The sequence below is a fragment of the Thalassotalea sp. SU-HH00458 genome (assembly GCF_040362795.1).
Lineage (GTDB): Bacteria > Pseudomonadota > Gammaproteobacteria > Enterobacterales > Alteromonadaceae > Thalassotalea_H > Thalassotalea_H castellviae.
Genome location: NZ_BAABWW010000009.1, coordinates 1 through 26,323, shown reverse-complemented (window position 1 = coordinate 26,323; position 26,323 = coordinate 1). Strand labels below are relative to the sequence as shown.

General features: G+C 37.3%; 24 protein-coding genes and 2 pseudogenes. 14 read left to right on the top strand and 12 right to left on the bottom strand.

The genetic code is table 11. From position 1 onward, the window contains the following. Positions 1–6 precede the first annotated feature (6 nt). From ABXH06_RS13870 to ABXH06_RS13855, 4 genes are all read left to right on the top strand, one after another. Positions 7–357: a DUF6249 domain-containing protein gene (locus tag ABXH06_RS13870; RefSeq protein ID WP_311583386.1), complete on the top strand. Its 351-nt coding sequence runs from the start codon at positions 7–9 to the stop codon at positions 355–357. Positions 358–372: 15 nt separating this feature from the next. After that, positions 373–903, top strand: a complete 531-nt coding sequence (locus ABXH06_RS13865) for an RNA polymerase sigma factor (RefSeq protein ID WP_311583389.1) — start codon at positions 373–375, stop codon at positions 901–903. Between the two features lie 35 nt (positions 904–938). Next, positions 939–1,235 carry a hypothetical protein gene (locus ABXH06_RS13860; RefSeq protein ID WP_311583391.1) on the top strand — a complete coding sequence of 99 codons (297 nt, stop codon included), beginning with the start codon at positions 939–941 and terminating at the stop codon, positions 1,233–1,235. Between the two features lie 323 nt (positions 1,236–1,558). Then, positions 1,559–2,356: a formyl transferase gene (locus ABXH06_RS13855; RefSeq protein ID WP_353518606.1), complete on the top strand. Its 798-nt coding sequence runs from the start codon at positions 1,559–1,561 to the stop codon at positions 2,354–2,356. A 66-nt stretch (positions 2,357–2,422) separates the two neighbouring features. Here the strand turns inward: ABXH06_RS13855 and ABXH06_RS13850 are convergent. Together ABXH06_RS13850 and ABXH06_RS13845 are read right to left on the bottom strand one after the other, a co-directional pair. Beyond that, a pseudogene (locus ABXH06_RS13850) lies at positions 2,423–2,659 on the bottom strand (endonuclease III); the annotation flags it as partial. Positions 2,660–2,697: 38 nt separating this feature from the next. Continuing rightward, on the bottom strand, positions 2,698–4,749 hold the full coding sequence (locus ABXH06_RS13845) for a winged helix-turn-helix domain-containing protein (protein ID WP_353518605.1): 2,052 nt from the start codon (positions 4,747–4,749) through the stop codon (positions 2,698–2,700). 145 nt (positions 4,750–4,894) lie between these two features. On the opposite strand from ABXH06_RS13845, the gene ABXH06_RS13840 reads away from it, so the two are divergent. After that, entirely contained in the window at positions 4,895–7,213 is a 2,319-nt protein-coding gene (locus tag ABXH06_RS13840) for a CocE/NonD family hydrolase (RefSeq protein ID WP_353518604.1), read from the top strand. An 87-nt stretch (positions 7,214–7,300) separates the two neighbouring features. On the opposite strand, the pseudogene ABXH06_RS13835 reads toward ABXH06_RS13840, so the two are convergent. Continuing rightward, positions 7,301–7,537, bottom strand: a pseudogene (locus ABXH06_RS13835) (iron-sulfur binding domain-containing protein); the annotation flags it as partial. A gap of 140 nt (positions 7,538–7,677) precedes the next feature. Between ABXH06_RS13835 and ABXH06_RS13830 the strand changes: the two are divergent. Then, positions 7,678–7,884, top strand: a complete 207-nt coding sequence (locus ABXH06_RS13830; protein WP_311583403.1) for a ParD-like family protein — start codon at positions 7,678–7,680, stop codon at positions 7,882–7,884. Beyond that, the gene (gene map, locus ABXH06_RS13825) at positions 7,877–8,650 is read left to right on the top strand and encodes a type I methionyl aminopeptidase (RefSeq protein WP_353518603.1); all 774 of its coding nucleotides are present in this window, start codon (positions 7,877–7,879) and stop codon (positions 8,648–8,650) included. Before ABXH06_RS13830 ends, map begins: the two co-directional genes overlap by 8 nt. Before the next feature lie 90 nt (positions 8,651–8,740). Here the strand turns inward: map and nth are convergent, their stop codons facing one another. The 8 genes from nth to ABXH06_RS13785 all read right to left on the bottom strand — a co-directional run bounded on the left by nth (position 8,741) and on the right by ABXH06_RS13785 (position 17,292). After that, complete coding sequence (gene nth / locus ABXH06_RS13820) at positions 8,741–9,373, bottom strand: endonuclease III (RefSeq protein ID WP_311583409.1); 633 nt, start codon at positions 9,371–9,373, stop codon at positions 8,741–8,743. Positions 9,374–9,433: 60 nt separating this feature from the next. Next, complete coding sequence (locus ABXH06_RS13815) at positions 9,434–10,138, bottom strand: electron transport complex subunit E (protein ID WP_311583413.1); 705 nt, start codon at positions 10,136–10,138, stop codon at positions 9,434–9,436. 3 nt (positions 10,139–10,141) lie between these two features. Then, the gene (gene rsxG / locus ABXH06_RS13810) at positions 10,142–10,780 is read right to left on the bottom strand and encodes an electron transport complex subunit RsxG (RefSeq protein WP_353518681.1); all 639 of its coding nucleotides are present in this window, start codon (positions 10,778–10,780) and stop codon (positions 10,142–10,144) included. Positions 10,781–10,788: 8 nt separating this feature from the next. Further along, positions 10,789–11,838, bottom strand: a complete 1,050-nt coding sequence (gene rsxD / locus ABXH06_RS13805; protein WP_353518602.1) for an electron transport complex subunit RsxD — start codon at positions 11,836–11,838, stop codon at positions 10,789–10,791. 2 nt (positions 11,839–11,840) lie between these two features. After that, entirely contained in the window at positions 11,841–13,934 is a 2,094-nt protein-coding gene (gene rsxC, locus ABXH06_RS13800) for an electron transport complex subunit RsxC (protein WP_353518601.1), read from the bottom strand. Continuing rightward, entirely contained in the window at positions 13,935–14,513 is a 579-nt protein-coding gene (rsxB, locus tag ABXH06_RS13795; protein ID WP_311583422.1) for an electron transport complex subunit RsxB, read from the bottom strand. Then, positions 14,513–15,094, bottom strand: a complete 582-nt coding sequence (gene rsxA, locus ABXH06_RS13790; protein ID WP_303452339.1) for an electron transport complex subunit RsxA — start codon at positions 15,092–15,094, stop codon at positions 14,513–14,515. Before rsxA ends, rsxB begins: the two co-directional genes overlap by 1 nt. A gap of 326 nt (positions 15,095–15,420) precedes the next feature. Then, positions 15,421–17,292 carry an EAL domain-containing protein gene (locus ABXH06_RS13785; RefSeq protein WP_353518600.1) on the bottom strand — a complete coding sequence of 624 codons (1,872 nt, stop codon included), beginning with the start codon at positions 17,290–17,292 and terminating at the stop codon, positions 15,421–15,423. Between the two features lie 556 nt (positions 17,293–17,848). Between ABXH06_RS13785 and rimP the strand changes: the two genes are divergently transcribed. The 6 genes from rimP to rpsO all read left to right on the top strand — a co-directional run bounded on the left by rimP (position 17,849) and on the right by rpsO (position 24,470). After that, on the top strand, positions 17,849–18,310 hold the full coding sequence (gene rimP / locus ABXH06_RS13780) for a ribosome maturation factor RimP (protein WP_353518599.1): 462 nt from the start codon (positions 17,849–17,851) through the stop codon (positions 18,308–18,310). Positions 18,311–18,347: 37 nt separating this feature from the next. Further along, a complete protein-coding gene (nusA, locus tag ABXH06_RS13775) occupies positions 18,348–19,841 on the top strand; it encodes a transcription termination factor NusA (protein ID WP_311583433.1) in 1,494 nt (497 codons plus the stop codon). Positions 19,842–19,863: 22 nt separating this feature from the next. After that, positions 19,864–22,545: a translation initiation factor IF-2 gene (infB, locus tag ABXH06_RS13770; protein ID WP_311583436.1), complete on the top strand. Its 2,682-nt coding sequence runs from the start codon at positions 19,864–19,866 to the stop codon at positions 22,543–22,545. Between the two features lie 169 nt (positions 22,546–22,714). Continuing rightward, positions 22,715–23,116: a 30S ribosome-binding factor RbfA gene (gene rbfA, locus ABXH06_RS13765; protein ID WP_311583439.1), complete on the top strand. Its 402-nt coding sequence runs from the start codon at positions 22,715–22,717 to the stop codon at positions 23,114–23,116. 4 nt (positions 23,117–23,120) lie between these two features. After that, positions 23,121–24,068, top strand: coding sequence for a tRNA pseudouridine(55) synthase TruB (gene truB, locus ABXH06_RS13760; protein WP_311583442.1), 948 nt, complete (start codon positions 23,121–23,123; stop codon positions 24,066–24,068). A gap of 132 nt (positions 24,069–24,200) precedes the next feature. After that, positions 24,201–24,470, top strand: coding sequence for a 30S ribosomal protein S15 (gene rpsO, locus ABXH06_RS13755; RefSeq protein ID WP_303452325.1), 270 nt, complete (start codon positions 24,201–24,203; stop codon positions 24,468–24,470). A gap of 61 nt (positions 24,471–24,531) precedes the next feature. On the opposite strand, the gene ABXH06_RS13750 is transcribed toward rpsO, so the two are convergent. Beyond that, entirely contained in the window at positions 24,532–24,942 is a 411-nt protein-coding gene (locus ABXH06_RS13750) for a DUF4124 domain-containing protein (RefSeq protein ID WP_353518598.1), read from the bottom strand. Between the two features lie 180 nt (positions 24,943–25,122). Here ABXH06_RS13750 and pssA point away from each other — a divergent pair, with 180 nt between their 5' ends. After that, positions 25,123–25,947, top strand: a complete 825-nt coding sequence (pssA, locus tag ABXH06_RS13745) for a CDP-diacylglycerol--serine O-phosphatidyltransferase (protein ID WP_311583450.1) — start codon at positions 25,123–25,125, stop codon at positions 25,945–25,947. Positions 25,948–26,323 lie beyond the last annotated feature (376 nt).

Sequence of the window (26,323 nt, the reverse complement as noted above, 5' to 3'; positions counted from 1 at the left end):
AAAAGTATGTCTGATTTATGGATCCCAATTTCAGGAGCTATTTGTTTAACCATTATGGTTATTGTCAATGTTATTGTCGGGAGTAAGAATAAAAAGGAAGTTCAGCAAACTATTCGACAGTTATTAGATAAAGAAGTAAATATCACACCTGAGATATTAGAAAAACTAGGCACATTCAAATCACAAAAAATCATCGATTTACGACGTGGCTTAGCGTTGATAAGTATTGGGGTGGCGTGTGTTTTTTCAGGGGTAGTCGTTTATGAAGCACGATTGGGGCTTGCGATTGGTCTTTTTCCTTTCTTATTAGGAGTTGCTTTTCTACTTTGCTGGAAAATGAATCAAGATGCCGAATAGAAAGAATCATTTACCATGGTAGATGACAACGTACTTATTGCTCGAATCATTTGTGATGGTGATCAACATGCATTTGCCACCCTTATTAACAAATATCAAGGTGCAATACGTCAGTTTCTACGACGGTTGACTGCTGGAGAACAAGCGGCAGCAGATGATATTGCACAAGAAGCTTTTTTAAGAATATATCAGAAATTAGATACTTTTTTAGGCCAGTCTTCTTTTAGTACTTGGGCTCATAAAATTGCTTACAACTGCTTTTTAAAATATAAGCAAAAAATTTACCATCAATATGAAGTAGATGGTTTTGATTTTTCTATGCTAGAAGCAAAGGTTGAAGATATAGAAAAGGACTTGATGATTGAACGGTTAATGACCTTTTTAGATGTCGCAGAGCGGACTTGCATTACATTATCTGTTAGCGCTGGAATGAGTCATCAAGAAATATCGACAATAACCGAATTTCCTTTAGGTACTGTGAAATCACATATCAACAGAGGAAAACAGAAGTTAATGGATAAAGTCCATCAACAAAAATCATTTTAAAATAAAGTTCTGCTAACAAAGATAAAGGAAACACCATGAATACTAACGATGACTCCTTTTTAAATTCGTTATTACAATACCATACACGCTTAGTTGATCAGCAATTTGTTGATAACATTATCAACAATATTAAAGCAAAAAATAAGTTTCGTTTAAAAGTGATGATTGTCGCCATACTGTTAGCTTGCTCTTTGGCTATTCCATTAATTGGCAGTATTAATCAAGAATTCGTTTACTTTCATGATTTAGCCGCATTATCACCTTATATTATTACTATTTTTTCACTTGTTGTGCTGGGATTTTTTGCTTGGATAAGCAATGAAAATTTTTAAATAGTGAAATTGTTTTCAAGAGAATGTAGGCCAATTAGTATTAAATTCGCAATACAATGTATTGGTTAATATGCGACAAGGTATTGCTAAGCGCTTTTACATTGAAATAGCCGTTTTAGCTTTTAATTGTTGTATGAAAATTTAATTTGCATAGCTAACTGAATGCGAATGGAAATTTTAAAAAGGTAGACTTTCATAGCCATGCTGCTTAGCATAATAATTTCGCTGCATTCCTCTTTGTGTTTACGCGAACTATTGAAAATATTAGTGTCAATTTAAAATAATTGTTTTAAGTTAACTGTACTTAAATTAGGTATCAATCATTGAACATATTAATTCTTTCAAATAGAGACTTAGCAAGCAATTTTGCTTTAAATTTATTAATACCTAAATTAATCGGTGCGCATAAAGTACATCTTTGGCTTTCAGGGAAAGTTGGTAAAAAGCGTGTTTTACCTGAACAATTGAGTCGACTTAAGTTTTTTGAACAAGACTTATTTAATCAATTATTAAGCCCATTGTTTTCAGGTAAAAAAATCGATAAGTTGAAAGGGTTTGAAAGTTTTCAACCTTATTTAGCTTCCGAGTTACTTGAAGTCAATGACATTAATACACCAAAAACTATCGCGAGAATAAAAGATCTTGCCCCTGATTTAATCGTTTCAATCCGTTATGGAGGAATTTTAAAAGAGGACTGTATTAATATTCCAATTAAAGGGGTGTTAAATCTTCACTCGGGAATTTTGCCTCACTATCGTGGGGTTATGGCCACTTTTTGGGCTTTGCTTAATGGCGATGAAAAAATAGGAACCACACTGCACACAATCGATGATGGAAGTATTGATACTGGGAAAATAGTAAAAATTTCAACGTTAGATGTACAGTCCAATAAATCCTATCTTTGGCATGTCCTTGAGTTATATAAACAGGGCGTTGTCGATGTCTTTGATACAATTACATCTATTGCGCAGGATAAGAAAGTGTTGAAGTCAGCTCAACCTAAAGATAATGCTTATTTTACCTTCCCTACAAACGAAGAGTTAACCGTATTTGAACAGCAAGGTTTGAAATTGGTTGATGAGCAAGAACTGCTATGTTTTATAAGAAAAAACTATTTGTAAGCTTATTAACTGACGATCAAGCCAAGTTAGTCATGCCACTGGAATTCGCTCAGAAGTGTCTTAAAATCATTTAGTCTTATCCTTAAACTCACACAAACCTTTAATATTGCAAGCGCCGCAGCCTAGCTTTCAGGCAACACAGGTAAAACGGCCATGAAGAATTAACCAGTTGTGAACATCTACTTTGAATACTTTTGGTACAACCTTTAAAAGCTTGTTTTCAACTTCAACGACATACTTACCCATAACTAATTTAGTTCGGTTGGAAACTCTAAAAATATGGGTGTCCACGGCGATGGTAGGTCAGCTAAAAGATAATAAAGGTAGATCAACCTTTTCTATTAATTCCATGTTTGTTTAGGGCTATTGTTATAGGTTTGATAAATATCACTCTCGTTAATTTTTGACGAATTTTTACTAAATAAAACAACATCACCAACAAGTGAAAAATGCCCAACTTGGTTATATAAAGTGGTGACAGTCTTATCAGACTCGATATCGTAAATATTTATTTTGCTCTCGATAGGGTCGTAAAACGCAACGCGATTTTCACTTTTTTTGACGTTAAATTGCCTTCCATAAAAAGGATTTACGTTATGTTTAGGCAACAATAAAGGTGTTGCATCTTCGCCATGATACCAATTTCCGTCTTGATCATTCCAAAGCCAATTGTCTGTTGTAGAAGTGTATTGAATGCTTCGCCATTTCGAGTCAATTCGTTTCATTGAATTGTCGTCTAAATTAAATTCAACAACTTGCCAGTTTGAATCGAGTTTTATGCTAAAGCTTATTATGTTGAGGGATTTAAAAGACACACCTCTAAATTCTTTTTCTGGTAACGGCAGTACTTTTGTCTCACCAGTGGTTGTGTTAATTACGTGAATAGAATTTAAAGTAACTCCAGCAATGCTTTGTTCCTTTGGGGACCAAGTTAAATCGATATAGTGTCGACCATCAGCAAACTGGGTGATTTTTTTCTTCTTTTTTGTCTCACGATCATACAACCAAAGCTCTTCGTTACCTGTGGTTAAGCTGATATATGCCACTTGTTTTGTGCTAGGTGATAATACTGCGAGTCTTTCATCGAAGGTATCATTTAGTATGGACTGTGTTTGATCTTCAGAGATCTTATATTCATCAACATTTACATCATGCTCAAATACTGAAAACGCATAATCAACACCATTACTGTGTCTTTCTGGCCGATGTAATTGTTGTGAACTCGTAAACAGAATTGTTTTATCGCTGCCGTTTAGAGAATATTGCACAATTTCACGAGCTGGATGTTCACCCATCATGACAACGTGCTTGCCATCATGCGACCAGATACCGCAACAAATATAGGCATTTAGTTTGAACAATAAGGTTAATTGCTGTGTCTCTAAGTCGAGTTGATAAAACCCCTCCCATTGTTGTTGATTCGGCGATGATATAAGCAGCTTGTTTTCGGTAGGATGAAGGTCAAATTGACTGTTACCATTTAAATGTAACTCGGGCTGCGGCAACCATCGAGTTTGACCGGAATTAATATCCAGTGAATAAAGCGAGTAAGGTTTATTCAACCCTGGAGATTCAGAGAAAATGACAATATTATCGTCATGGGTGAATTTTATAGCGCCATAGCTGCCAGGTTTGCAGGTATGTATTAATGTAGGTTTAGACATTACTAAGCCATCAAACTCGCGAATAAAATACTGACATTTTTCGGGGGAACCAACCAGATAAACAAGTTTTGTGCCTTTATCATTCCAACTGCCTGGGCCGACTCCGTTTTCTTCTCCGTGATTGATTTCAACTTGCTCACCAGAAAAGATGTTTTTTACGAACAGTTTAAATTTTTCCCCATCATTATTCATATAAGCGAAGCGAATACCGTCCTGCGCAAAGCTAGGAAAATACTCGCTGCCGATATCTGTTGTGACGGCCTTGGCTGAAATAAAAGTATTAGTGGGAGAGTGGTCTGAAAAATAAAACCAAAATAATGAAGCAAAAATTAAGGGTAATAAGAAAAGTTGGACCCGCTTGTCAAACCATCTCTTAGGATAAGAAATATCTTGTTTGGTAAGAAAGTCAGTTGAATCTGTTAATTGCGTGGCAGACGCTATAAATCGGTAGCCCCGTTTAGGTATTGTTACAATAAATTGAGGATTTCGAGCGTCATCTTGTAGTACTTTTCTCAGTTTAGTGATCAATTTACTTACTGTATTGTCACTGACGTAGCGACCATGCCAAACATTATCTAATAGCTGTTGTTTACTAATAACTTGATATGGATGGCGGCAAAAATAAGTTAAAAGCTCACCCACCATAGGTTCTATTCGAACCATATTTTGTTCATTGTGTAACGTTTGATGCTGTTCGCTAAACTCAAAACCTTCAATTTTCCAACGCATACCTATCCATATACCTATTACGTAGCCCTTTAAAATAAAGGTTGTCACAAAAAGTCATAACGATTCACCTCTTTGTCAGGACTTTATCTTTTTGCATCTATAGAGTGAAACCATCCGCGATGAAAACTATACAAAGGAAGCACAAATGAAAAAAATAAGTTTAACATCTATAGCGATTTATTCAGTTATTATATTACTAAAATTTATGCCAAATACCTATGCAGCAGATGAACAGACATACCCTATCTCCAACATTATTTCCAAGGCTGATTTAAGCACCGAATCTGGACAACTTGCACTTTTGACATCTGATGACATTAAGAGCGATTTATCGTCTTTTGCACAAAGCCTAAAAGAGAAAGAAATAAACCAACAAAGCATGTTTAGCAAAATTGCATTGTTTTCACTACGAGAAGATATTGACAAAATATCGAGTGCTATTAGGCAACAACAAAATACGTTGGAATATTCTCATTACCAATTTTTTCATCAAACTCGCCTTGCCTTAAACGGTCAAAAGTCAACTAAAGAAAGTTTTGTAAATAAAGCCAATGATTTAATTAAAAGTAAGTTTGAGCATTTGAATGATGAAGGGTTTGTTCAATTGTCGCTTGCACTTGGTTGGTCGGTTTCGAACGCCAAAGAATATGTTTTAAACATCTTTAAACAGCTGCAAAAAAAATCATTGTTGACTCGAGGTGACATGATAAACCTTGCGGTTAATTATCACTTATATCAGGTCCTCGACGCCATCATTCCTATTGTGAACGACATTGTACAATTGGAACAACAGGACCGATTTGTCATTCAACCGGATGTACTTGTGAAATTAAAAAATGGTATTGAAATTTCTACTACGATTGTCAGAAGTCGAGGTCAAACCAAGCCTAACAGTACCGCCTTGCAATACACCATCTATGCAGATGAAACCGCACACATCAAAGCTGCCATGCATGCCGCTGCACATGGTTATATTGGTATAGTTGCCAATTCTCGAGGAAAGCGTTCGAGCAATAACGACATCGTGCCGTGGGAGCACGAAGGAGAAGATGCATCACAACTGATCAATTGGATCACTGAGCAAGTTTGGAGCGATGGTAACGTTGTTATGTACGGTGGCAGCTATAACGGTTTTACGCAATGGGCGACGGCAAAACATATGCCGAAAGGTCTAAAAGCAATGGCGCCATATGTCGCTGCAAATTTGATAACCGGCCTCCCTTATGAAAACAACATTGCATTGACTGGAAATTTCGAGTGGCCATTGTATGTTACCAACAACAAAACCGTTGATAACAGCATTTATAGTGACTGGCAAAGAACAAATAACATTATCAATGAACTCTATAGTAGCGGCCGTCCTTTCGTCGATATTGACAAAATAGCCAATAAACCAAGTCCGTGGCTGCAAAAATGGTTAGCACACCCAGAAGACGCTCCTTACTATCAAAAAATGGTTCCTCATCAGGACGACTACAAACACATCAACATACCTGTACTAAGCATTACTGGCTATTTTGAAGGAGGCCAGATCTCAGCCTTACATTATATGCATGAGCACTATAAATATAATGAAAATGCTAATCACGCACTGTTAATTGGTCCTTATAATCATGGGTCAGCACAAGGGAAACCTCGTTCTCATCACAGTAACTATGAACTTGATCCTGTCGCTTTAGAAAAAGACACTGAAGAAATTACATTTGCATGGTTTGATCATATTTTGAAAGGCAAAACAAAACCCAAGCTAGTGCAAAATAAAGTGAACTATCAAATCATGGGGGCAAACGAATGGCGTTTTGCAGACTCGTTACAAGCGCTCAACCAACGACACTTAAGCTTTTATATTCAAACAAATAAACCGGACACAGAGCACAATTATTTGTTAGCACAAACACCTTCTTCACACGCGAATCATTACATAGAGCAAACGGTAGATATGAGCGACAGAAGTGAACAACGTAACCGCTCGCAATGGCCGGTAATTAGTGAGCAAATAAACAAACAAGGAGGTATTCAAATAGAAACGCCAGTGTTTAAACAAGATATGGAACTCACCGGAGCAATTTCAGGTTTTTTTGACATAGCCGTCAATAAGAAAGACGTGGATATCGGGTTTAATTTCTATGAAGTCACCGCGGATGGAAATGCTTTCCACTTAAACAATTATCGAAGTCGAGCGAGTTATGCTGACGATATGAGTACAAGACGTTTATTAACGCCAAATGTTAAACGACGTGTTCCAATAGTTAATGCACGCTTTACGTCTAAGCTGATTGAAAAGGGCAGTAAAATAGTCCTTGTATTAAATGTAAATAAGAATGTCGAAGCGCAAGTTAACTTAGGCTCTGGAAAACTGGTTAACCATGAAACACTGTTAGATGTCGGCAAACCAATGAAATTGAAATGGTATTTATCGTCACAAATTAATTTACCCCTAAAACCTTGGGTTAAAGAAATTTAAACAATCACGTTTGATCTGTGTTTAATGTGAAAATCCTGCTAACTGAATAAAATCATTTGGTTAGCATGAACTAACATATTCTCGTTTTTATTCAGTTTTATCCTTGAACTCACATAAGTCTTCAATAATACAAGCACCACATTTAGGTTTTCGAGCAAAACAAGTATAGCGACCGTGAAGAATTAGCCAATGGTGCACGTCAACCTTAAATTCAGCAGGTACTACTTTTAGTAGCTTTTTTTCTACTAGATCAACGTTTTTACCCATGGCTAGTTTAGTACGGTTGGAAACTCTAAAAATGTGGGTGTCCACGGCGATGGTAGGCTAGTCAATAGATAATTAAGGTAGATAGAATAGCCACAATTAATGTGTTTTATTCAACTTGCTATTCAGAAAACTTTATTGTGTATGTTTTGTTATGATATGCTATAAAATGTAATGAAATATATCTTTTGGGGTTAGCTATGGGCATAGTAAAAATTTCAGATGAACTTCATGAGGAAGTTCGGAAAAACAGCACAGTAATGGAACGTTCAATCAACTCTCAAGCAGAGTTTTGGATGAAGATTGGCCGGGTTGCAGAGCAAAATCCAACGATGACATACGAGCAAATTATTGAACGAGAAAAGAAAAATCAAAATATTGAAACCATGAAACTTATCAATGAATAATATCAATATTAAAACAGGGGAAGAAATTTCGCTCATGCGTGAATCTGGCCGATTACTCGCGGCTGTTTTTGATGAGTTAGACAGATTTGTTGAAGTTGGTAAATCAACGCTTGAAATTAATGATTTTGTCGAAGACATAATTGTTAGTAAGTTGAACGCTCGACCAGCAAGCAAAGGACAATATGGTTACCAATACGTTTTAAATTCATCAATAAATGAGGTTGTTTGCCATGGCGTACCTTCTGTTGCGAAAAAACTAAAGAACGGCGATATTGTTAATATTGATGTCACTTTAGAAAAGAATGGATTTATATCTGATAGTAGTAAAATGTATTGTATTGGTAAGGTAGCGCCTATCGCTAAAAAATTGGTCGATGTTACTTATGAAGCTATGTGGAAGGGTATACAGACAGTAAAACCTAACTCAACAATAGGGGATATAGGGCATGCTATACAGAGTCACGTTGAAAAGCATGGTTACAGTGTCGTAAAAGATTATTGTGGGCATGGTATTGGTAGGGAAATGCATGAAGCGCCTCAAATTTTACATTATGGTAAACCTAATTCAGGAATTACCTTAAAAAAAGGTATGACTTTTACTATCGAGCCTATGATCAATCAAGGAGCATATAAAACCAAGACCAAAAAAGATGGCTGGACAGTGGTTACTCGAGACAAAAAGTTATCTGCTCAATGGGAACATACAGTTTTGGTTACCTCTGACGGCTTTGAAGTGCTTACACTTAGAGATAATGAACGCTTTTGACGTTTGATTTTAAATACAGACAATAATTAAAGTCTGAATGGTTGTCATAGTTATCGTTAGAGTTAGTTGTTACTAAATAGTTGCGTTTGGCTATTCAGTTTTATCCTTGAACTCACACAAGTCTTCAATGATACAGGCACCACAACGAGGTTTGCGGGCAACACAGGTATAACGACCGTGAAGAATTAGCCAATGGTGTACGTCAACCTTAAATTCAGCTGGTACCACTTTTAAAAGTTTTTGCTCTACTAGATCAACGTTTTTGCCCATGGCTAATTTAGTGCGGTTGCTTACACGGAATATATGAGTGTCAACGGCTATGGTGGGCCAGCCAAAAGCGGTATTCAGTACAACGTTTGCGGTTTTGCGGCCTACGCCAGGTAATGCTTCTAGTGCTGCTCTATCTTCTGGGACTTCACCACCATGTAAGTCGACTAACATTTGGCAGGTTTTTATCGTATTAACAGCTTTGGTGTTAAATAAACCTATGGTTTTGATATAAGATTTTAATCCGTCTAAACCTAAATCAAGTATAGCTTGAGGGGTATTGGCAACAGGATAAAGTTTAGCCGTAGCTTTATTAACACCCACATCGGTTGCTTGGGCGGATAATAATACCGCAATGAGTAATTCAAAGGGACTTGAAAAGTTTAATTCAGTCGTTGGATGCGGATTATCATCGCGTAAGCGAGTTAATATTTCTAAGCGTTTTTCTTTATTCATTTTTATTTTTTTATTAATTAAGTTAGGCAGTTATATAATTTCTTTACTTGTTATAACCACTTAACTGTCAAAGTTTACTCGAACACGCTCTATTTGAGCGTCTGCTTGTTTGGGGGCTTTTTCTGCTAATTTAGCATCAATTTTATTTTTAGCTGCAATCAAAAAGCCCATCGCGATAAATGCACCAGGGGGGAGTATGGCTAATAAAAATTGATTATCTAATTGAAATACTTCGATTCTTAATACACTTGCCCACTCGCCGAGTAATAAGTCTGCGCCGTCAAATAGCGTTCCTTGCCCTAATATTTCTCGAATACCGCCTAATACTATTAGTACTAATAAAAAACCTAAACCCATCATAAAACCGTCAAAACTCGCCTGTTTTAAAGGGTTTTTAGAGGCATAGGCTTCTGCACGACCAATGATAGCGCAATTGGTAACGATAAGGGGGAGGAAAATGCCTAAAGATTGATAAAGCCCATAAGTAAATGCATTCATCAATAATTGAACACAGGTAACAAAAGCGGCAATAATTAAAACAAAAATAGGAATACGTATTTCTTTAGGTACCCATTGTTGGATAGCTGACACGGTAGCATTTGAGCAAACTAAGACAAACATAGTCGCAAGACCTAAGCCTAATGCGTTTGTAACTGTTGAAGTCACTGCAAGTAATGGACACAAACCTAATAGTTGCACTAAGCCGGGATTGTTTTTCCATAATCCCTGCCAGGTGAGTTCTTTGTATTCGTCTGATAGTTTCATGACTTATCCGATCTCAGCATTTGCTGAACAATTTGCTGCGGTGTTAAACAGCTCAGCTTTATGTTGGTTAAAATAGTTGGTGGTTCTTTTCACGGCATTCACTACGGCACGTGGGGTAATTGTGGCACCGGTAAATTGATCAAACATGCCGCCGTCTTTAGCTACTCCCCAACGGTTATCATTTTCGTCGAGGATCTGTTTACCGTTAAAACTTAAAATCCACTGACTTTTTCGTAATTCCACTTTATCACCTAAGCCTGGGGTTTCTTGATGTTTAATAGTACGAACACCACTAATTGAACCGTCTATGTTTATGGCGACTAATAAAAATATATTACCGTTGTATCCATCAGGCGCAGTCGTAGTTATTGCTGCGGCGATAGGGGTATTATTATTTGTTGCTAAATAGGCTTTTTGTGGCTCTTCACCTAATTGCGTATCTTTAATAATAATACATGTTTGACTAATGGAATTATTATGACTGTTTGGATTAATAATACTGGATAAAGTAGAAATAAGTTGCTGTTGTTCTTGTTCTTTAATTTCGTCTTTTGTTAAAAAATTGACAAAAGCAATCAGCGCAGTACAGGCAACGGCAAAAAGAGCGAGTAATTTGGCGTTCTTTTCAATAGTATTTCGCATCATGATTCCTATTTATGTCCGTAAGTGCGAGGTCGAGTGTATTGATCGATTAAAGGCGCTGACATATTACATAACAACACAGCAAAGGCGACGGCATCCGGATAACCACCAAATTTGCGAATGATAAAGACCAAGAAGCCAGCTAACGCGCCAAAAATTATACGACCTTTAACACTGGTTGCCCCTGAAACAGGATCGGTAAGAATAAAAAAGGCGCCTAACATACATGCCCCATTAAACCAGTGAAATAGTGTTGATGCGTTACTATCAGAGCTAATTAAAAAAGCAATAAATGAACAAATAAATAAGCTACCTAAAAAACTCAATGGCGTAACTAACGGAATCGCTTTTTTAAATAATAAAAAGATACCACCGAGTAAAAACGCTAAATTGATTGACTGCCAGCCGACACCAAAATATTCGCCAATAACAATATTATTCATGCTTTCATTGATCGTTAACCCTAAGGTCAAACTCGTTTTTACAGTATCCAATGGCGTTGCCATCGTATGACCATCGATATGAGTGCGTAACTGTTCGACTGAATAACCATCGTAGGTATAGTTAGTAAAAATAACCGATAAAGTATTGATGAAATCTAAAGGCACAGACATTAATTCAAGTGGAGGTTGCCAAGAGGTCATTTGAACAGGGAAAGATATTAATAGCATGACATAACCTGCCATTGCAGGGTTAAACGGGTTTAAACCAATACCGCCATAAAGCTGTTTCACGATTGCAATGGCAAATATACTTCCAATGACCGAAATCCACCATGGTGCTAAAGCTGGCAAACTGATGCCGAGCAATATAGCCGTTAAAATAGCGCTTCCATCAAAGAGCTGCTCACTAACCTTTTTTTCTCTTAACGATAAAACGGTAAATTCTGTTAGCAAAGCTGTCGCAATGGCCAAACTGATATGGATAATGTTGCCCCAACCAAAAAAATACCATTGAGTAAGGATGCCGGGAATAGTGGCATATATCACCAAACGCATTAATGCTGATGTTTTGCTTTGCAGGTGATTATGAGGAGAACTTGCGATCCAATAGGCCATTTTTATTTTGACTCTGCTTGTTGTTTTTTGGCTTTAGCTTTGGCAACTGCTGCGGCTATACGGGCTTTTTTATCAGTAGCTGCATCATTTACTGATTCATCTTGTTTGGCATTTTTTAACGTGTTATTTGCTGGAGCTAATGATTCACTTTTTAGCTCAGCTTGTTGTTTTTTGGCTTTCGCTTTGGCAACCGCAGCGGCAATTTTAGCTTTTTTAGCTTCCGCGGGAGATACATCAACCGTATTATCTGACTTTGATGTAGTCGCTGTTGTTTGGTCTACGGCTAATTTTTTGGCTTTTGCTTTAGCAACTGCAGCGGCAATTTTAGCTTTTTTCGCTTCTACAGGGTCTATATCACTCTTATCTTCACTATTACCTACAACGGTTTCCGCTTTAATTTCATCGGGTAGTGTTTCAGAGACAGAAAGATTATTTTTTGCTGCTTGTTTTTTCGCTTTTGCCCTAGCTATGGCCGCGGCCACTTGAGATTTTTTTTCTGAACTGTCGGTTGAGTTTTCAACATTTTCGTTAGCGGGCTGGGCATTTGCTTGCGCTTTTTTCGCTTTCACTCTAGCTAAGGCTGCAGCAACTGCCGACTTTTCATTATTTGCTTCTGGGGTACCGGAATTCATGCGAGCTTTGCGCGCTGCAGCCGCTTTCTTATGTTTTTCTTCTCGCGCTAATTTTTCTCGTTCTAATCGTAACTTACGCGCTTCAAAACGAACTTTTGCTTTTTCTGCTTTTAAATCAAGTAAATGTTGCTGACGAATTTCAGCCTTTGCAACACGATAATAATGTACTAACGGGATATGGCTTGGACATACATACGCACATGCACCGCATTCAATACAATCAAATAAGTTTAATGTATTAAGTTGTTGATGATCTTTCGCTTTAGCACTCCATTGCAGCTCTTGAGGTAGCAACTGGCTAGGACACACTTCTGCACATTGCCCGCAACGAATACACTCTACTTCTTGGTTGTCATTAGGAATTTCTTCTTCACTAGGCGCTAAAATACAATTAGTGGTTTTAACAATCGGCACTTGATTATTTGGCAGGCTAAATCCCATCATAGGGCCGCCCATAATAATATGCTTCTTTGCTTGTTGCGGATAACCACACTCATCCAACAAAAATTCTACGGGAGTTCCTAATAATGCCCAAACATTTTGAGGTTTTGCTAATGCTTGACCACTCACTGTGACTACTCGTTTTATGAGTGGAGTGTCATGAATCACGGCATCGGCAATGGCAAAGCAAGTTGCTATATTTTGCATCACAATACCTAAGGTGGTTGGTAGTACACCTGATGGAACTTCGGTACCTGTTAATGCCATGATTAATTGTTTTTCACCGCCTACAGGGTATTGAGTGGGTAAAACACAGACTTTTATTTTATCAATGTCTTTAGTCGCGTTTTGTAATGCTTGTATAGCCTCTGGTTTATTATCTTCAATACCAATGAGGATAAAGGCCGGTTCAAGTAAGTGATCAAGAATGTTTATCCCGTCAAGAATCGCTGAACTATGTTCTCTAACTAACAAGTCATCTGCTGTAATGTAAGGTTCACATTCAGAGGCGTTAATAATTAAATAATTGATTTGCGATTTAGTGCTTACTTTTATATGTGTAGGAAAGCCTGCGCCTCCCATCCCTGAAATTCCTGCATTACTGATTTTTTCAATAATGTCAGGTTTTGATAATTGTTGATACTCAGGACATATAGTACGTTCACGCCATTTGTCTTCACCGTCAGGAATTAATGTTATACATAACTCTTCTAAACCAGATGGGTGGGCAATGGTAGCATTTTCGATGGCTGCAATTTTCCCACTTGTTGGTGCATGTACAGGTACCGATAAGGGAAGGGTAGAACGTGTAAGGGCTTGTCCTTTGAGTACAATGTCGCCCACGTTTACCAGTAATTCGCCCGCTTCACCAATGTGTTGTTGAATCGGTATTACGAGTTTTTCAGGTATCGGAAGTTGGAGAATCGGTTTATTAGATGTGAGAAATTTCATTTCAGGGGGGTGAATGCCACCATGAAACTTCCAAAATTGCCCTTTTTCTATGCGTTCAATGACAGATTCCACTTAAACCTCTTTCCCTTGTGGTGTTGCATCTAATTCTACGACAGGAATAGTATTTAAATCCCATTGCCAATTTCGAGTTGTTTGGCGAATAGGACGCATTTCAATACAATCAACAGGGCAAGGTGCTACACATAAATCACAACCTGTGCACTCATCAATAATTACTGTATGCATTTGTTTTGTTGCGCCGATAATGGCATCTACCGGACAGGCTTGAATGCATTTCGTACAGCCGATACAGTCTTCCTCAATGATAAAGGCGACTTTCGGGGTGTTATCTGTTTCGTGATTGCCATCTAATGGTTGCACTTCAACTCCCATCAAATCAGCGATTTTTTTAATCGTGTCATCACCACCAGGCGCGCATTTATTGATGGCTTCGCCATTTGCAACCGCTTCTGCATATGGTTTGCAGCCTGGGTATCCACATTGGCCACATTGTGTCTGTGGCAACAAAGCGTCAATTTGTTCAGCTAGCGGGTCGCCTTCCACTTTAAACCTTACTGATGCATAACCAAGTAAGGCACCAAAGACTAAACCGATAGCGCCGATAACTAAAATAGCAATAATTATTGTCATTAAAACTTAACCAACCCAGTGAAGCCCATAAATGCAAGAGACATTAAACCTGCTGTGATCATCGCGATTGCCGACCCTTTAAATGGCGTAGGTACGTCTGCATTCGCGAGCTTTTCGCGCATAGCTGAAAACATGATTAATACTAACGAAAAGCCAAGTGCGGCGCTGAAGCCATAAATAATGGATTCTAAAAAGTTATGTTGTTCATACATGTTTAACAAAGCGACACCTAACACAGCACAATTTGTCGTAATTAGCGGTAAAAATATTCCCAGTGAACGATATAAGTTTGCGCTAGTTTTATGCACGACCATCTCAGTAAATTGTACAACAACAGCAATGACTAAAATAAATGTCATTGTAGTTAGGTAATCAAGCCCTAAAGGGGATAGAACGTAGGTTTTTACTAGGTAGCTTAATAGTGAAGCTAAGGTCATAACAAACGTAGTTGCATATGACATGCCTATGGCGGTTTCTGTTTTAGAGGACACACCCATGAACGGGCATAAACCGAGAAACTTCACAAGCACGAAGTTGTTAACTAATACTGTGCCCACTAATAATAATAGGTAATCAGTCATGCTAATTTAATAATAATGAATAAGTTAGCCTTATTATCCGATTTTATTCGCAAGATAACAACCGATCTATTGAAAAATTATTATTGCATATGCAACAAGTATTGCTGTGAGTGAGCCTTTGTCATGATTGTTTTACGAATCATCATCGAATTGTTTGCTATTACTGAGTTTAAACAGTGTATAGCTCAGTTTTGTTTGATTGATGTGTCGATTGACTGGGAAAGATATATTTGAGGTTAATTGAAAAGAAACGTAAGGGGTTATGATTAGTGCACTTACGTTTCTTTATAGATCGAAACTTTCGATATTTGAACCATTGTTATGTTTTACAAGGGTTCTGGTTTACCAATATGAAAACCTTGGCAACCATCTATAAATAGTTTTTCTAAAGTAAAAATTTCTTCCTGACTTTCAACACTTTCAGCTAATACAGTAATACTTAATCTATGCGCTAAATCTACCATTAAGCGTAAAAAGTATTGATTGTTTTTATCTTCATCAATATCTCGAGTATAAGTGCTGTCCATTTTTATGTAATCAGGTTTTAGATCCCTGAAAAATTTAAATGAGGTTAAACCTACACCAAATCGTTCTACCGTGACTCTTGAACCAGCACGATGGATCATATCGATAAAGCGTTTACTGGTTTTAATATTTTGTTGTAAGCCAAACTCAGTAATTTCAAAGATAAGGTTTTTGCTAATTGCAGGATCACGCAATAATTTTCTTTCTAACCAAATTAAGAACTGTTCATCATGAATAGTACGCGAACTGACATTAATTCCAAATTGCTGATCATGTAAGTTTTTATCTTTTATTTCAGCGATCACTTTTTCAATGATCATCCGATCAATGGCAACTATTTTGTCTAGTTTTTCGGCCATAGCAATGAACGAGGCAGTCGGTAGCATCTCGTCATTAACGTTTAAAAACCTTGCTAGCACTTCATTATAGGTTTTAGTGTTTCTACTGGTTGGTTTAATGTGTTGAATAAGTAAAGTTAAACGGTTGTATTTTATTACATTATCAATTTCTTGGCGCCAGTTTTGATTACCATAGCTAGCGCTAGAACTTTCTAAAATACTACTATCAGTTTGAGAGTACCACGAGTTTATTTGTTGGGTTTGCGCCACACTAATGCCAGTATCTGCTAATGCTAATAACTCACCAAGCGGATTGTCACTCTTAAAACTAACTAAACCCGTATAACCTACAGAATCTAGGTCTGATGATTGTTGATACTTATTAAATTGATTCGTTAATTCTTTTGCGTAATTTTCTGCATCTTTTAAGGTTGTATTGGGTAAAACCGTAGCAAAATCTGAACTGTTTAATCTAAAAATCTTTGCAGCTTGAAATTTTGCCGAAGCTGTTTTCATTATATCTGCGACTTTACAAATATAATTATCACCTTCGGTATAGCCATGAATTTGATTAATCGTTTGTAGTTCAGAACAACGGGTTATTGTAAGGACACCAAAATCAATTGATTCACTTTTAGTTTCAAAAAATTGAACGAATCGAGAACGATTTTCTAATTGAGTAAGTGGTTCAATAAATGCTTCTTTTTCTAAAGCGCCAGCATCGGAGATATGACTATTTATTTGGTTTTTAATTTCACTGATACCTGCATTTAATTCAGGTAAGTCAAAAATATCTTCGTCTTCAGTTTTATCGGTATTATTTAATACATGAGTGAGTTCATTTTTAATTTGCTTATTAATACTACTGATAATGTTTTTATAACGGTTAATACTAAATTTACCGGCGATAAAGACAAAAATTAACGATAAAATTAACATGGTTGCACAAACGACAATTAAATAATGTGCATAATTTGATGCATTGGTTTGCAAAGAAACGATAAAACCTTGCGGTGATATTTTTTGTGTTGTCGCTTTAGGGGTAAGCAAGTTGGATATAATATCGCTTTTAGAGGTAGACTCAAAAATAATGTTATTTTCAGCATTAGTCACTTTAAAAAATGAAAATCGTTGATTTTGCATTATTTTTTTCGAGAGTGACTCTATATTCTCAGCAGAACTATGGGCTAAATAGAGCTTAATTAAGTCATGCTGTTTTTTTTGTTGAAGTAAAACTTGCTCAGAAGTAATGAAAAAAGCAACGACAATAAAAATAATACTTAAAATTGCGGTGCTGATCATATTTCGTGAGATCAACTGCGAGTATGTATACATAAAAAACCCTAAAACTAATTAAAACATACCAATAGATGAGACAAACTTATCTATTACTCAATCAATTATAGTCGATGTGTTGTAAATAACAGCTTACTAGAATAATTGAGATGTTAGGTTAATAAATCATTAATCAATGCTATAGCATGAATAAAATAGCAATACTAAGCAACTGTTAATTCGTAATTTATCTTCTTAATCAATCTATTTACAAACGAAGGCTTGTTTTTCTGTTTTTTGTAACCTAATTAAACGAAGTAATCGTAGATAGGTACTTGCGATTCTTGTCTTAGCGCTATATAATTTACTCGTTTTATTCCGTGGCAGTATTTCACTGAAAGTTATTACAAAGATTTGTAGTCTCTTATTATTGTTTCGGTTCATTATTTCAAATTAAATACATTGTTATTTGAAATAATACACATTGCGGGTTCAGTGAAAATAGGCCCCGATATGGGGTTTTTTTGTACCTTGAAAAGGTACCTGACAGCATGTGTTTTCGCTGGGCTATATGCCCTTTTTTTGTATCCAGATATATTGGAATTGGAGAAGTTGATTGGCTAAATTTGAACATAAATTAACAGACATGTTACGACCAGCTGTAGAAGAAGTTGGTGTTGAATTATTAGGTATAGAGTTCGTTAGTGCGGGTAAACACTCGATACTACGTCTTTTTATCGACCATGAAAATGGCATTGATGTTGATAATTGTGCTGAGGTTAGTCGTCAAGTAGGTGCATTGCTTGATGTAGAAGATCCAATTAGTACTGAATACAATTTAGAAGTTTCATCTCCTGGTTTAGACAGACCTCTATTCTCTCTAGCTCACTATCAAGCAGTGGTAGGTGAAACAGTGAACATCAGATTATCTCTACCGTTAAATGGACGTCGAAAATTCAAAGGCATATTAAATGCTGTTGAAAACGATATGTTAATAGTAACGGTAGATAATGAAGAGTATGAACTTGTTTTCAGTAATGTTGACAAGGGCAATCTTGTTCATAATTTTGAAAAATAGTGTATTGAATTATAACGAATATTAAAGGCTAAGTAGCATGAGTAAGGAAATATTACTGGTAGTAGATGCTGTATCTAACGAAAAAGCATTACCTCGTGAAAGTATTTTTGAAGCGATGGAAACTGCATTAGAAACTGCCACGAAAAAGAAGTATGAAGGGGATATTGTTGTACGTGTTTGTATTGACCGTAAAACAGGCGAATTTGATACGTTTAGACGTTGGTTAGTGGTTGCCGATGATGCAGAAACAGAAAACCCATTTGCAGAAATGAGTTTATCGGCTGCTCAATATGATCAACCTGATTTAGTGGTTGGTGATTATGTTGAAGAACAAATTGAATCGGTTAAATTTGACCGTGTAACCACGCAAACGGCAAAACAAGTAATTGTACAAAAAATACGCGAAGCCGAACGTGCATTAATAATTGATGCTTATCAAGATCAAGTTGGTGAATTAATCACTGGTGTTGTGAAAAAAGCGAGCCGTGAAAGTGTCATTCTTGATCTAGGCAATAATGCGGAAGCAATTATTTATCGTGATGATTTATTACCACGTGAAGTATTCCGACCAGGTGATCGTGTTCGTGGTTTGCTTTATGTGATTAAGCCGGAAGCACGCGGCGCGCAATTGTTTGTGTCTCGTACAAAACCAGAAATGCTGATTGAGCTATTTCGTGTTGAAGTTCCAGAGATTGGCGAAGAAATGCTAGAAATCAAAGGTGCAGCACGTGACCCAGGTTCAAGAGCGAAAATTGCCGTTAAATCAAACGACAAACGCATTGATCCTGTAGGCGCTTGTGTTGGTATGCGAGGTTCTCGCGTACAAGCTGTATCAGGAGAATTAGGTGGCGAGCGTGTAGATATCGTTTTATATGATGATAATCCAGCACAATACGTTATCAATGCAATGGCACCAGCTGAAGTTGCTTCAATCATCGTTGATGAAGACAAAGGCACTATGGATATTGCTGTTGAAGAAGGCAACCTTGCTATGGCGATCGGCCGTAGTGGTCAAAACGTTCGTTTAGCTAGTCAATTAACTGGCTGGGAACTTAACGTTATGACTGTTGCTGATATGAATGAAAAACATCAAGCTGAAAATGACAAAGTTTTATCGTTATTTACGGAAAAATTAGATATCGATGAAGATTTTGCCTTATTGCTAGCCGAAGAAGGATTTACTTCACTAGAAGAAATAGCTTACGTACCTGCATCTGAATTATTAGATATTGATGGTATGGATGAAGATATTGTTGAAGAGCTTCGTGAACGTGCAAAAGCAGCATTAACCACTAAAGCATTAGCAAGTGAAGAATCATTAGAGAACGCCGAACCTGCTGAAGATTTATTAAATTTAGAAGGTTTAGAGCGACATTTGGCATTTGTTTTAGCAAGTCGAGGAGTTATTACTCTCGAAGATTTAGCTGAGCAAGGTGTTGATGAAATTTCAGATATTGAAGAGTTAGATGAAACCAAAGCAGGCGAGCTTATTATGGCTGCGCGTAATATATGTTGGTTTAATGAAGAGTAATAGCACCGGGAGTACAAAATAGATGGCATCTGTAACAGTAGAAGAACTTGCCAATGAAATAGGCGCACCGGTCGATAGATTGGTTGGGCAATTGGCAGATATTGGTGTAACGAAAAGTGCATCGGATTCTGTATCGCAAGAAGAGAAAGAGTCTCTTCTTGAACATCTTAAAAAACAACACGGTGATGACTCATCTGCTAAACCAAGCAAGATGACGTTAAGCCGGAAGAAAAAATCTACGTTGACTATGGGTAGCGGAAGTAAAGCTAAATCAGTTCAAGTAGAAGTGCGTAAAAAACGTACTTACGTTAAACGTAGTGAATTAGAAGAGCAACAAATGGCCGAAGCTGAAGCGAAAGCCGCAGAAGAAGCCGCAGCAAAAGCGAAAGCCGAAGCCGAAGCTAAAGCCATTGCAGAAGCAAAAGAAGCCGAGAATGCAAAAGCTGCTGCTGCAGCAAGAGCCGAAGCCGAAGCAGAGCGTAAAGCTCAGGCTAAAGCAGAAGCTGAAGCTAAAGCAAAACAAGCTGCTCAAGCGAAAGCTAAAAATATTGAAGAAGCTCAACAAACACCAGTGAAAGCTGCGGAAAGTGATGAAGCAAAAGCTTTACGCCTTCAACAAGAAGCAGAAGCGGCTGCTAAAATTGAGGCAGAAGCGAAAGAATCTGCTGAAGCTGCACGCAAACTTGCCGAAGAAAACGAAGCTCGTTGGAAAGCACAAGAAGCGGAACGTAAAGCGAAAGAAAAAGAAGTTGTTCATTTAACGTCTTCTAAATACGCCCAAGAAGCGGAAGATAAAGTTGACTCTGCCGATGAAGGTGGACGTCGCCGTCGTAAGAAAAAGAATAATCAACAAGATCGCAATGCTAAAGGCGGTCGTGGTGGTAAAGGTAAACAAACATTATCTGCTCCGCAAAGCTTAAAACATGGTTTTACTAAACCTGTAGAAGCGAAGATGAATGAAGTTCGTATCGGCGAAACAATTTCAGTGGCTGAATTAGCCAATAAAATGTCTGTAAAAGGCGCTGAAGTTGTAAAAACTATGTTCAAAATGGGCGCTATGGCGACTATTAACCAAGTTATTGACCAAGAAACCGCTGCACTCGTTGCTGAAGAAATGGGTCGTGAAGTGGTGTTAGTGAAAGAAAATGCGCTAGAAGAAGCGGTACTTTCTGATCGCGGCGATGCCGGTGATGCTATCACTCGTGCGCCTGTTGTAACTATCATGGGTCACGTTGATCATGGTAAAACATCATTACTTGACCATATTCGTAAAGCAAAAGTTGCTGATGGCGAAGCGGGTGGTATTACACAGCATATTGGTGCTTACCATGTAGAAACAGGTCATGGCATGATCACTTTCTTAGATACTCCAGGCCATGCTGCGTTTACCGCTATGCGTTCTCGTGGTGCTAAAGCAACAGATATTGTAATTATTGTTGTTGCTGCTGACGATGGTGTTATGCCGCAAACAATTGAAGCGATTCAACATGCAAAAGCATCTGAAGCACCAATTATTATTGCTGTTAACAAAATGGATAAAGAAACGGCAGACCCAGATCGTGTTAAAACTGAATTATCTCAACATGATGTTATCCCAGAAGACTGGGGCGGTGATGTTCAATTCTGTCACGTTTCAGCGAAAACTGGTTTAGGTATTGACGAGTTACTTGACTCAATTTTATTACAATCAGAAGTACTAGAACTAACTGCTGTTGTTGATAAAATGGCAAGTGGTGTTGTTGTTGAATCTAAATTAGATAAAGGTCGTGGTCCGGTTGCAACGGTACTTGTTCAAGAAGGTACGTTGAATCAAGGTGATATCGTACTTTGTGGATTAGAATATGGTCGTGTTCGTGCCATGCGTGATGAAAATGGTAAAGCGATTCAATCTGCAGGCCCTTCAATTCCAGTTGAAATCCTTGGATTAAGTGGTGTACCACAATCAGGTGATGAAGCGACAGTTGTTAAAGATGAGAAGAAAGCGCGCGAAGTTGCTTTATATCGTCAAGGTAAATTCCGCGATGTTAAACTTGCTCGTCAGCAGAAATCTAAACTTGAAAACATGTTTGCAAACATGGCTGAAGGCGATATTTCTGAAGTAAATGTTGTACTTAAATCAGATGTTCAAGGTTCTTTAGAAGCGATTTCTGATTCGTTAGTTAAACTTTCAACGGATGAAGTTAAAGTTAAAATTATCGGTTCAGGTGTTGGTGGAATTACTGAAACAGACGCTACATTAGCGGCCGCTTCAAATGCTATTGTGGTTGGTTTTAATGTGCGTGCTGATGCTGCTGCTCGTAAAATTATCGAATCAGAGAAAATTGATTTACGTTACTACAGCGTTATCTATGCTTTGATTGATGAAGTTAAACAAGCAATGAGTGGTATGCTTGCGCCTGAGTTTAAACAAGAAATTATTGGTCTTGCTCAAGTACGTGATGTGTTTAAGTCTCCGAAAATTGGTGCTATCGCTGGTTGTATGGTTACTGAAGGTATTATCAAACGTTCTGCACCTATTCGTGTTCTACGTGAAAACGTGGTTATTTATGAAGGTGAACTTGAGTCATTACGTCGCTTTAAAGATGATGTTCAAGAAGTGCGTAAAGATACTGAGTGTGGTATCGGCGTTAAGAACTATAATGATGTTCGCGTTGGTGACCAAATCGAAGTTTTCGAAACGGTAGAAGTTCAGCGCTCACTGTAAGTTCTATTTAGTGTATTTGACTTTAATTTATTGTTGGTTGAACAAAGTCAGTCTATAAGACTTTGTAAAACCAGCTTTAATTTCAAGTTTCTTATTTTAAATCAGCACAACAGGATCAGAAGAATATTAGAAATGGAGGCTTGGCCTCCGTTTTTGTTAGGAGAATTAAATGGCAAGAGAATTTGCTCGTACCGACAGAGTCGGTCAAGAAATCCAAAAAGAAATAGCGATGATCATTCAGCGTGAAGTGAAAGATCCTCGTTTAGGTATGGTGACAGTTAATGCTGTAGAGATTACTCGTGATTTAGCTTACGCCAAAATATTTGTTACTTTTTTTACCTTAGAAGGTCAAAATGTTGATGAGTCAGTTAAAATTTTAAATGACGCTGCAAGTTATATTCGTACGTTATTAGCCAAGCGTATTAAAGCTCGAATTATGCCTGAATTACGTTTTGTGTATGACAAATCGATGGTTGAAGGTGTCCGAATGGGTAACTTAGTAGATAAAGCGATTGCTGAAGATGAGAAAAATCATGAAAGCGACGTTGATGTAGAGCCAGGAGCAGAATAAGTAAATGGCTAAGCGTAGAAAAGGTCGTCCGATTAATGGCGTTTTATTATTAGATAAGCCATATGAAATGTCGTCAAATAGTGCCTTACAAAAAGTAAAAAGGCTTTATTTTGCCCAAAAAGCAGGACATACAGGTGCTTTAGATCCGTTAGCCACCGGCATGCTTCCTATTTGCTTGGGCGAAGGAACCAAGTTTTCTCAATTTTTACTCGATACAGATAAGCGCTACCTCGTGACGGCCAAGTTGGGGATTAGAACGACCACTAGCGATGCTGATGGTGAAGTTGTTAGTAATAAACCCGTTAATATTTCAGCTGAGCAATTAGCGGATGCACTGGAACACTTTCGAGGTACGACAAAACAAGTACCTTCAATGTATTCGGCGTTAAAATATCAGGGGCAGCCTTTATATAAATATGCTCGGGAAGGTATCGAAGTTCCAAGAGAGTCTAGAGATATTACGGTTTATCACCTTAGCTTGTTACGATTTGAAAATGATGAAGTAGATTTAGATATTCACGTCTCTAAAGGCACCTATATTCGTACTATCGTTGATGATTTAGGTGAATTACTTGGCTGTGGCGCATATGTTGCTCAACTACACCGAAGCGCAGTTGGAAATTATCCAACTGATAAAATGGTGACTATGGAGCGACTTGAAGCTTTACTTGAACAAGCAAATGAGCAAAACATTTCACCTTCAACATTGTTAGACCCGTTATTATTACCTATGAATACCGCATGTGATGGCATTCCTAAAGTATATGTAGATGAGATGTCAGCGAACTTTTTACGACACGGTAATCCTGTTAAAGCTGAAAACTCACCTTTAGAAGGCATGGTACAAGTGTATATCGGCGATATGGATAGTGATGATTTTATCGGTGTCGGTATGATTGATGATGATGGACTTGTTGCTCCCAAACGTATAACGGTTGTAGACGCACAATAAATCTATAAATCTATTGCATTCGTTAGATATGTTGCTAGAATACGCGCTCTTTTACCATCCTCGCTGAATTAGTGTTTGGCAGATGGGATTATTATTAATACCAACTAGGTATTTCACACTAAGGATTAAAAAATGTCTTTAAATGCTACAGAAAAAGCTGCAATCGTTGCAGAATACGCTCAAAAAGAAGGTGATACAGGTTCACCTGAAGTACAAGTTGCTTTATTAACTACGCAAATTAATCACCTTCAAGGTCACTTCCAAGAGCACATCCATGATCATCACTCACGTCGTGGTTTATTACGCATGGTAAGTCAACGTCGTAAATTACTTGATTACTTGAAAGGTAAAAACGTTGAGCGTTACACAACGTTAATCGGTAAATTAGGCTTACGTCGTTAATCGATAGTTTCCTAAAAAAAAAGAGCCTTTCGGCTCTTTTTTTCGTTATAAAGATTGAAAACTAATTAACCCCACAAAATACTTCTACTTGCTTTTCATTAATTGCTAGCTGTTGTACTTTTTCTTGAGCGGTCAATACTTGTAATTCACCTTTCGCATTGGTGTATTGAATTTTATCGAAGCCTTTTAATGTTTCGACATTGGCTTTTGCTTCTTCACATTTATTTGGCGTTGCAGCGATCTCAATAGGTGCCTCAGGCTTCTCATCGGCTGAATCAGATTTTTCGTCTGTTTTAGCTTTAACCGTATTTGACATAGAAATTTCGGTATAGTTATCATGTTTTGGTTGATGCTGACTAAAGTGAACAACATTATTACTATCAACCCATCGGTAAACGATAACATTTTCTGCCATACTATAAGCGAACGAGCTAAACAGAAAAAATCCTAATGTAAATTTTTGAATCATCATACAAATTACCTGATTGTAATTTTCAATATTGAAAATAATTACCTATATAGAACTTATAACAAGTCAATTGCAAGTTTACAAATATTCTGATTGATTTCATGATGATTACATCACTTTTTATATGCGAACTAATAATAGGTATGATAGATTACGCCTTTATTTTTACGAAAAAATTCTTATATGCTAAATAAAAACTCATCTGAGCAAACACCTACACGCGGTATTTATTTATTGCCTAACTTATTAACAACAGCTGGTTTATTCTCTGGTTTTTTTGCTGTTGTATCATCAATGAATGGTCATTTTGAAAGTGCTTCAATCGCCATTTTTATTGCGATGATATTTGATGGACTTGATGGTCGCGTAGCAAGAATGACAAATACTCAAAGTGAATTCGGTGCAGAATACGACAGTATGGCTGATATGGTTTCATTTGGCATAGCCCCAGGACTTGTCGTTTATAATTGGGCTTTATCTGGAATGGGAAAATTTGGTTGGTTGGCGGCATTTGTGTTTGTTGCGGCAGCGGCGTTAAGGCTTGCAAGATTTAATACCCAAGTTGGCGTTGCAGATAAAAGGTATTTCCAAGGATTAGCAAGTCCGGCAGCAGCTGGTGTTATTGCAAGCTTAGTTTGGCTAGGAACTGAATATCAATTAAATGGCCAAGATTTTGGTATCGTAATGGGCGTTATTACCATTGTAAGTGGCTTATTAATGGTGAGCAATTTTAGATATAACAGCTTTAAGGATGTAGATTGGAAAGGTAAGGTTAATTTTATCGTCGTATTATTGATTGTGTTAGTGTTCGTTATTGTTGCTGCTAGTCCAGCGGAACTATTAACTGTCATTTTTGTTCTATATGCATCTTCAGGTCCATTTACAACAATAAGGACGGTTAAAAAGTTAAAGCTGGAACATGTAGTAGGCGATGATGAAGATGCAGAATTTACGTCAACAAAAAATGAAGAGAATGTAGATAAAATAGATTCAGAAAAAGAAAAATAATATTACTTACTATTCCTCTCTCAAGTTATATCGAAAAAAGAGTACTAATAAGTACTCTTTTTTCATTTTTAAATTAGTAAAAAAACACAAATTGTACTATTTTTAATCATTCAACCTTTTCTTTTCAATAATCGACAAAAAAAGGCTTGACCTGAGCGCAGAAATCCCTAAAATGCGCTCCACTTCTTCAGGGAGACCTGAGAAGCGAGTTTTAAGTGGTTTCGTTATCTATATTGATAGTCAAACCTTGAACATAACGTTTAAAAACTTTTTTGAGAAAACCGAAAAAAAACTTTAAATAAAATGTTGACATTAAAACTCAGGTGCGTAGAATGCGCATCTCGCTTGAGGCAAGGGCTAGAACCTGAATCAAGCG